This is a genomic window from Parasphingomonas halimpatiens (assembly GCF_036663795.1).
In the GTDB taxonomy this organism is placed as follows: Bacteria; Pseudomonadota; Alphaproteobacteria; order Sphingomonadales; family Sphingomonadaceae; genus Sphingomonas.
In genome coordinates this window covers 43648-49663 of sequence record NZ_JAXOJP010000032.1, presented here as the reverse complement: position 1 = coordinate 49663, position 6016 = coordinate 43648, and the positions used below count along the sequence as shown (strand labels likewise).

The following is a 6016-nucleotide window of genomic DNA, read 5'->3' as shown; positions in this document are numbered from 1 at the left end:
GCGCACCATGCGCCTGCCCGACACCTTCCAGGACCAGGACAAGCCCGAGCTGCAATATGCCGAAGCCGGGCTCGATGCCGATGCCATCGTCGAGACCGTGCTCAAGGCGCTGCGCCACAATAGCGCCGTGCTTGCGGTCGAAGAAGCGCGGGCTTGAACGAAGGAACATGTCCATGAAACGCGCGCTGCTTGCGCTCTCGTCGCTCGCCGTGATCGGCGCGGCACCCGCACCGGCCGTGCTGCATGTCGACGTCAGCAATGTGCGCGGCCACACCGGCACCGTCCATGTCGATATCTGTACCCAGGCGCAGTTCCTCAAGGACTGCCCGCGCTCGGCCGATGCCGCGGCGGTGGTCGGGGTGACACGCGTCACGCTCAATGGCCTGCCGCCCGGTCGTTATGCGGCACAGGTGTTTTACGACGAGAATGGCAACCACAAGGTCGATCGCGCGCTGTTCGGCATTCCCAAGGAAGGCGTCGGTTTTTCGAACGACGCCAAGATTCGTTTTTCGCCACCCAAATGGGAAGAGGCGATGTTCGACTATGATGGCGGTTCGCGTGTCATAAAGCTGCGGCTACGCTATTTCATCGGGCCGGACGCGCCGCGCTGAACCGATGATTTCGCACCAGATTCTTCGTGTCGTGGCGTATAGCGTGCGCCGCCCCGTGATCGTCGCGTTGCTGTGCCTTGCGCTGGTCGCGGGGGCGGTGATGTTCGCCGCAGGCCATTTTGCCATGTCGACCGACACGGCGACGTTGATCTCGCCCGATGTCGACTGGCGCCGCAACGAGAAGGCGGTCGAGACGGCGTTCCCGCAACTGACCGATGCGGTGCTGGTGATTGTCGACGGCAAGACCCCCGAACTGGCCGAGGGCGCGACGATCCGTCTTACGCAGCGGCTGGCCGAGGACAGCGCGCATTTCCGCCGCGTGCGGCGCCCCGATGGTGGCGCGTTCTTCGATCGCGCCGGCCTGTTGTTCGGTTCGCCGGCCGAGGTCAGGGCGACGACGGCGTCGCTGATCAAGGCGCAGCCGCTGCTCGGTCCGCTGGCCGGGGACCCGTCGCTGCGCGGCGTGGCAGGCGCGATCTCGACGATGCTGACCGGCGTGCGCAACGGCTCGGCGACGCTCGACCAGATCGATGCGCCGATGCGCGCGATGCATAGCAGCCTCGACCAGTCGCTCGCCGGCCGGCCGGCCTGGTTCTCGTGGCAGGCGCTGTTCGCGCAGCGGAGCGCGACCGCGCCACCGCTGCGCCGGCTGATCCTCGTCCAGCCCAAGCTCGATTACGGCTCGCTCGAGCCGGGCGACGTCGCGGTGTCGGCGATCGCCGGCCACGCCGTCGCGCTCGGGCTCGACGCGGCGCATGGCGTGAGCGTGCGCGCGACCGGCGAAGTGCCGCTCGCCGACGAGGAATTTGCCACGCTGCAGGAGAATATCGGTTTCGTCGGTTTGGTGATGGCGGCGATGATGCTGCTGACCTTGTGGCTCGCGACGCGCTCGGTGAAGATCGTTGCCGCGATCGTGATGACGATCCTTGCCGGGCTCGCGCTGACCACCGCGCTCGGGCTGCTCGCGGTCGGCACGCTCAACCTGATCTCGGTCGCGTTTATTCCGCTGTTCGTCGGCCTGGGGGTCGATTTCGGCATCCAGATCAGCGTGCGCTTCAATGCCGAGCGCCGCGCCGGTGCTGCCGTCGGGGTCGCGCTCGAACATGCCGCGGTCGCGCTGGTCGCGCCGCTGACGCTGGCGGCGGGGGCGGTGTTTCTCGGCTTCGGCGCGTTCCTGCCGACCGATTATATCGGCATCGCCGAACTCGGCATCATCGCCGGCCTCGGCATGATCATTGCCCTGCTGCTCAGCGTCAGCCTGTTGCCCGCGCTGATCGTCATGTTCCAGCCCGGCGTACCCGCCGCCGAGGTCGGGTTCAGCGCGGCCGCGCCAGTCGATCGCTGGCTCGCGCGGCACCGCCGCACCGTGTTGTGGGCTTTCGCCTTGTCGATGCTGGTCAGCATCGCGCTGCTGCCGTTCGTCCGCTTCGACTTCAACCCGCTGCATTTGCGCAGCCCCGACGGGCCGGCGATGAAGGCGCTCGCCGATCTGATGCATGATCCGCTGCGCACCCCCAACACGATCAACCTGCTGGCGAAGAACCCGGAAGAGGCCGCGTTGCTGGCCGCGCGCCTGGCGAAGCTGCCCGAGGTGGCCGAGGCAGTCTCGGTCGACAGCTTCGTTCCCGCCGACCAGCCCGACAAGCTCGCGGCGATCCAGGATGCCGGGCTGCTGCTCGATACGACGATCAATCCGTTCGACACCGCCGCGCCACCGAGCGATGCCGATACCGTCGCCGCATTGCGCAGCGCCGCCGTGCAATTGCGCGCGGTTGGTGGCGCTCAGGGCGGGCAGGCGGCGCGCGATGCGCTGGCGCTCGGGCAGAGTTTCGAGCGATTGGCCGGAGCGAGCCCGGCCATGCGCGAACGTGCCGCGACATTGCTGGTCACGCCGCTCGTCACGATGCTCGACCAGGTCCGCGCCTCGCTTCAGGCCGAGGCGGTGACGCGCGACACGTTGCCGCCCGAAATCGCCGGCGACTGGGTCGCGCGCGACGGGCGCGCGCTGGTCCAGGTTTTTCCGCGCGGCGACAGCAACGACAATCGCGTGCTTGCCCGCTTCACCCAAGCGGTGCGCGCCGTGGCGCCGAGCGCGAGCGGCCTGCCGGTCGCGACGCAGGAGGCGGCGAAGACCGTCGCCTGGGCGTTCATCGAGGCCGGGCTGCTGGCGCTGGCGCTGGTCTGCCTGTTGCTGTTCGTCGTCCTGCGCGACATACGCGAGGTGGCGTTCACGCTCGCGCCGGTGGTGCTGTCGGGTTTTCTCACGCTCGGCACCTGCGTGCTGATCGGGCAGCCGATCAACTTCGCCAACATCATCGCTTTCCCGTTGCTGTTCGGCGTGGGTGTCGCCTTCCATATCTATTTCGTGATGGCATGGCGCGAGGGCGCGACCAACCTGCTCCAGTCGAGCCTGGCGCGTGCCGTGCTGTTCAGCGCGCTCGCGACGGGAAGCGCGTTCGGCAGCCTGTGGCTGTCGCAACATCCCGGCACGGCGAGCATGGGCAAGATCCTGATGATCTCGCTGGCCTGGACCCTGGTCTGCGCGCTGATCTTCGAGCCGGCGCTGCTCGGCCCGCCGCGCGGTCGCGCTGCCGTCAAGGCTTAGGCGGCGTCCCCTTCGCCGGATCGCTCAACGGATCCGATGTGTCGGGCGAGGTCGGCGCGGTCGATGACGTAGCGGCCGGATCGGTCGCAGGGGAGGCGGTGGCCGCGGCGGGCGGGGCAAAATCGACGGCCGGCGGAGTCGCTGGCGGTGTCGTGCTCGTGTCGGGATCGAGCAACGGGTCGTCGAGCTTTGGCGTCGCCACGCCATGCCGGATTTCGTCGATCTCGGCTGCGCGATCCTGCAGATAGACCGAGCGCAGCGAGGCATAGCGATCGGCGGCGCCGGCATAGAGCGCCTTGAGATCGGCATCGGATTCGACGCGCAGGTCGATTCCCGTGACCACGCCCCGCGTCAGCGTATATTCCTTGCGCGAGAAGGGCTCGGGGATTGTGACCGGCAACAGCGCGTCGTCGGCGGTGGTCCCGAGCAGATCGCGCAGGGTGGTGGGGCCGATGAAGGGAATGAAGATATAGGGGCCTGGGCCGACGCCATAGCGCCCAAGTGTGTCGCCAAAGCCGTTCGGACGATGCGACAGGTCCGCCTTCTTCGCGACGTCGAGCACGCCGCCGATGCCGACGGTCGAGTTGATCGCAAAGCGCGCAAAGGTGCGGACCGCGCGCTTGGGCTTGAGCTGCAGCACGTCGTTGACGAACACCACCGGCTCGTCGAGATTCGAGAAGACATGGCGAATGCCGGTGCGCAGCGGCTTGGGGATGATCGCCTTGTAGACCCGCGAGATCGGCCGGAACAGGATGCGGTCGAGGAAATTGTGGATCGAGAACAGCGTGCGGTTGGCGCCCTCGAGCGGGTCGCCCGGTGCGTGGCGGTGGGCGCGCCTTGCCGGTGGAACGGCCGGTGCAGGCGCGGCCGGCACCGCAGTCACCGGGACAATGGCGGGCGCGACGGTAGCTTGCGCCATAGCGGCGCCGGGCGACAACAGCAGCGCCGTCGTCGCAAGCCAGCCATGGCGCAGCAGCCGTACGGCGTGCGGGGGGCTCAGCGCGCTGCCTTTTCGGACAGGGCGTTGAGATGCGCGACCAGCGCCTTGGCGCCACCGGTCGACAGGATGCGCGCGAAATCGGAACGGCGTGTCGCCAACTGGCTGATCGAATTCTTGTAGAACACGTCGATGATCCGCCAGCTGCCGCCGGTCTGTCGAAGCCGGTAGGCGAGGTTCACGGGCGCATCATGTGGCGATTTCAGCGTCGTCTTGACCAGTCGATCGGTCCCGCGCACCTCGACCTTGGGGTCGATGACGAAGCTCTCGCCCGACCATCCGTCGAAATTGTCGGCATATTGCGCGATGGTCATGCGCCGGAACGCGGCCGAAAGCGCGGCCTGATCGGTCGCGGACATGCCGGTCCAGGCTGGGCCGACCGACAATCGCGTCATCAGCGGCAGGTCGAACGCCTGGTCGACGACCGGCGAGATGCGCGCCGCGCGCCCGGCAAACCCCAGCGACTTTCCGCCCTTCATGATCGCCAGTAGACCATCGTCGAGCGCCTGAATCGGCGCGACGCCGGGCTCCTGCGCCTGCGCGATGACGGGCGACGCCACGGCGATCAAAAAGGCGCCCGCCAGATGTCGGGACGAAAGGCTCATAAGGAAGCTCCGCGATGGTCGTGGGACGTTTATAGGGGCTCGCCGTCGTTGCTGCCACCCCGTCTCGGCAACGCGCAATGGCGTGCCCGTGACGGCGGCACCGCAACGGTGTTGGATCGAACGCTTTTTTTTGTGCCGCAGTGCGGCTATCACCGATCGCTCGTACCGGAATGAGTCATTCTTGCCGGGGGGGCGGAATGCTGGGGCCGGGTTGAAAGGACACCATCCTTGCAAGTGATCCTCGCCAAACCACGCGGATTTTGCGCTGGCGTCGTCCGCGCGATCGAAATCGTCGAGCGCGCGCTCGAGAAGTACGGCGCCCCGATCTATGTCCGCCATGAGATCGTCCACAATCGTCATGTCGTCGATACCTTGCGGCGCAAGGGCGCGGTGTTCGTCGAGGAATTATCCGACGTGCCGGCGGGCGCGATGACGGTATTCAGCGCGCACGGTGTGGCGCGCAGCGTCGAGGAAGAGGCCAAGGCGCGCGGCCTCCCGGTGCTCGATGCGACCTGCCCGCTGGTCACCAAGGTGCATCTCCAGGGGCGCCGCTACGCCGCCACGGGTCGCACGCTGGTGATGATCGGCCATGCCGGCCATGCCGAGGTGGACGGGACGCGCGGCCAAGTCGGCGTACCGATCCATCTCGTCGAATCGGTCGAGGACGTCGCCGCTCTTCAGCTGCCGCGCGAAACGCCAGTCGCCTATATCACCCAGACCACGCTCAGCGTCGACGATACGCGCGACACGATCGAGGCGCTCCACGCGCGTTTCGACGACGTACTCGGCCCCGACGTGTCGGAGATCTGCTACGCCACGCAGAACCGCCAGACCGCGGTGCGCGACCTGTGTCGTGTGGCGCAGGTTCTGCTGGTGGTTGGCTCGGAGAACAGTTCCAATTCCAGCCGGCTGCGTGAAATCGGCGTGGCGCAGGGGCTGCCGAGCTATCTCGTCGCCGATGGCAGCGCGATCGATCCGGCCTGGTTCGAAGGCGTCGAAGCCGTCGGGCTGACGGCGGGCGCCTCGGCGCCCGACGAACTGGTCGAGAGCGTCATCACCGCGTTGCGCAGGATCGCACCGGTTACTGTGTCGGAGCTCGACGGCGTCGAGGAAAGGCTGGAATTCGCCTTGCCGCGCGAGTTAAGAGACGTCCCCCCGCAACAGGCGCACATCGCCGCGCGCGTTGCGGCGAACTAGG

At 67.5% G+C, this 6016-nt stretch carries 5 protein-coding genes; 3 read left to right on the top strand and 2 right to left on the bottom strand.

Annotated elements, in window-relative coordinates:
• The first annotated feature begins 173 nt into the window (after positions 1 to 173).
• Both U1839_RS22020 and hpnN read left to right on the top strand, forming a co-directional pair.
• On the top strand, positions 174 to 611 hold the full coding sequence (locus U1839_RS22020) for a DUF2141 domain-containing protein (protein WP_332805722.1): 438 nt from the start codon (positions 174 to 176) through the stop codon (positions 609 to 611).
• 4 nt (positions 612 to 615) lie between these two features.
• The gene (gene hpnN, locus U1839_RS22015) at positions 616 to 3216 is read left to right on the top strand and encodes a hopanoid transporter HpnN (RefSeq protein ID WP_332805721.1); all 2601 of its coding nucleotides are present in this window, start codon (positions 616 to 618) and stop codon (positions 3214 to 3216) included.
• Here the strand turns inward: hpnN and U1839_RS22010 are convergent.
• The gene (locus U1839_RS22010; RefSeq protein WP_332805720.1) at positions 3206 to 4135 is read right to left on the bottom strand and encodes an MlaA family lipoprotein; all 930 of its coding nucleotides are present in this window, start codon (positions 4133 to 4135) and stop codon (positions 3206 to 3208) included. The genes hpnN and U1839_RS22010 overlap by 11 nt on opposite strands.
• Positions 4136 to 4212: 77 nt before the next feature.
• Positions 4213 to 4818, bottom strand: a complete 606-nt coding sequence (locus tag U1839_RS22005) for an ABC transporter substrate-binding protein (RefSeq protein WP_332805719.1) — start codon at positions 4816 to 4818, stop codon at positions 4213 to 4215.
• A 228-nt stretch (positions 4819 to 5046) separates the two neighbouring features.
• Here U1839_RS22005 and ispH point away from each other — a divergent pair, with 228 nt between their 5' ends.
• A complete protein-coding gene (ispH, locus tag U1839_RS22000) occupies positions 5047 to 6015 on the top strand; it encodes a 4-hydroxy-3-methylbut-2-enyl diphosphate reductase (protein WP_332805718.1) in 969 nt (322 codons plus the stop codon).
• Position 6016: the final 1 nt, after the last annotated feature.